We start from the raw sequence: 1,231 nt of genomic DNA, 5'->3' as shown, positions 1-1,231 counted from the left end.
TGGACCTGTCCCGTTTTTGTGCCGCCCCAAGTGCTCGTTTAAGCCACTTTCCTTTCGAATGCGACAGGGCTTTTCCAGCCCAATGCTGAGTGCCTTCGCCGCGGATTGTAGAAGCCATTGATGTACTGGAAGATTGCCAGTTCCGCGTCTCGTCGCGTGTGCCACGACCTGCGCCAGATCAGCTCTGCCTTGATGGTCTTGAAGAAGGTCTCGACTGCCGAGTTGTCGTAACAATTTCCCTTGCCACTCATCGATACTTGGAAGCCGTGCTGACGCAGGAGCTTCTGGTAGTCGTGTGAGCAGTATTGGCTGCCACGGTCGGTGTGGTGAATGCATCCCTTTGGCGGCTGCCGCAGCGCCACAGCCATTTCCAAAGCCCGGATCGCCAGATCACGCTTCATTCGGTTCGACACGGCCCAACCGATCACGCGACGTGAATGCAAGTCGAGAACAACAGCCAGATAGAGCCAGCCTTCTCGCGTCCAGACATAACTGATGTCGCCTGCCCACTTCTGGTTCGGCTGATCCGCACGGAAGTCCCGGTTCAGCAGGTTGGGCGCGATATTGAAGGCGTGGTTGCTGTCGGTCGTTACTTTGTATTTCTTGGATCGTTCGACGCGTATGCCATTCTCGCGCATCAATCGGCCAACGCGGCGATGGCCGATGGGCAGGCCAAGCTCCTTCAGCTCTTCAGTCATCCGTGGACGGCCATAGCTGCCCAGGCTGAGACGGGATTGTTCCTTGATATGCGCCAAGACCACCATGTCGGTTCGCTGTCTTTGGCTGGCTGGGCGGCTGCGATAGGCGCGCAGTCCACGTGAACTGACATCCAGAACCTGGCAAAGGCGGTTGGTCGGGAATTCGTGGCCATGCTCTTCGATGAACCGGAACCTCATGGCTTTTGGCTCGCGAAGAAGGCTGTGGCCTTTTTTAGGATGTCCCTCTCCTCCTTCAGGATGCGGTTTTCACGTCGAAGTCGTTCGTTCTCTCGGGCAAGGTCGAGGTCTTTGTCAGACACCACCTCAGTGTCACGATGTGCTGTCACCCACTTGTTCAGTGTCGAAAGACCAACGCCCAAATCAGATGCTACCTGCTTGCGCGTCAGCCCGCTCGTCAGTGCGATCCGCACAGCGTCAGCGCGAAATTCGTCCGTCCGTTTCAGTCCCATAGTTCGTCTCCTTTGCTGCAATAAATGCTATCAAAGGAGCGGCAGCAAACCGCGACACGTCCA

1 protein-coding gene is annotated in these 1,231 nt (G+C 56.7%); it reads right to left on the bottom strand.

All coding sequences use genetic code 11. From position 1 onward, the window contains the following. Window positions 1–38: 38 nt before the first annotated feature. Window positions 39–1,168, bottom strand: a protein-coding gene (locus ACR0M9_RS21070; RefSeq protein ID WP_480547728.1) for an IS3 family transposase whose coding sequence is annotated in 2 segments (ribosomal slippage) — window positions 39–925 and window positions 925–1,168 — 1,131 coding nt in all. Because the reading frame shifts where the segments join, the coding sequence is not laid out codon by codon here. Between the last annotated feature and the right edge of the window lie 63 nt (window positions 1,169–1,231).

The organism is Ruegeria sp. CH2 (assembly GCF_056537065.1).
This window is presented reverse-complemented; position numbering and strand designations above follow the sequence as displayed.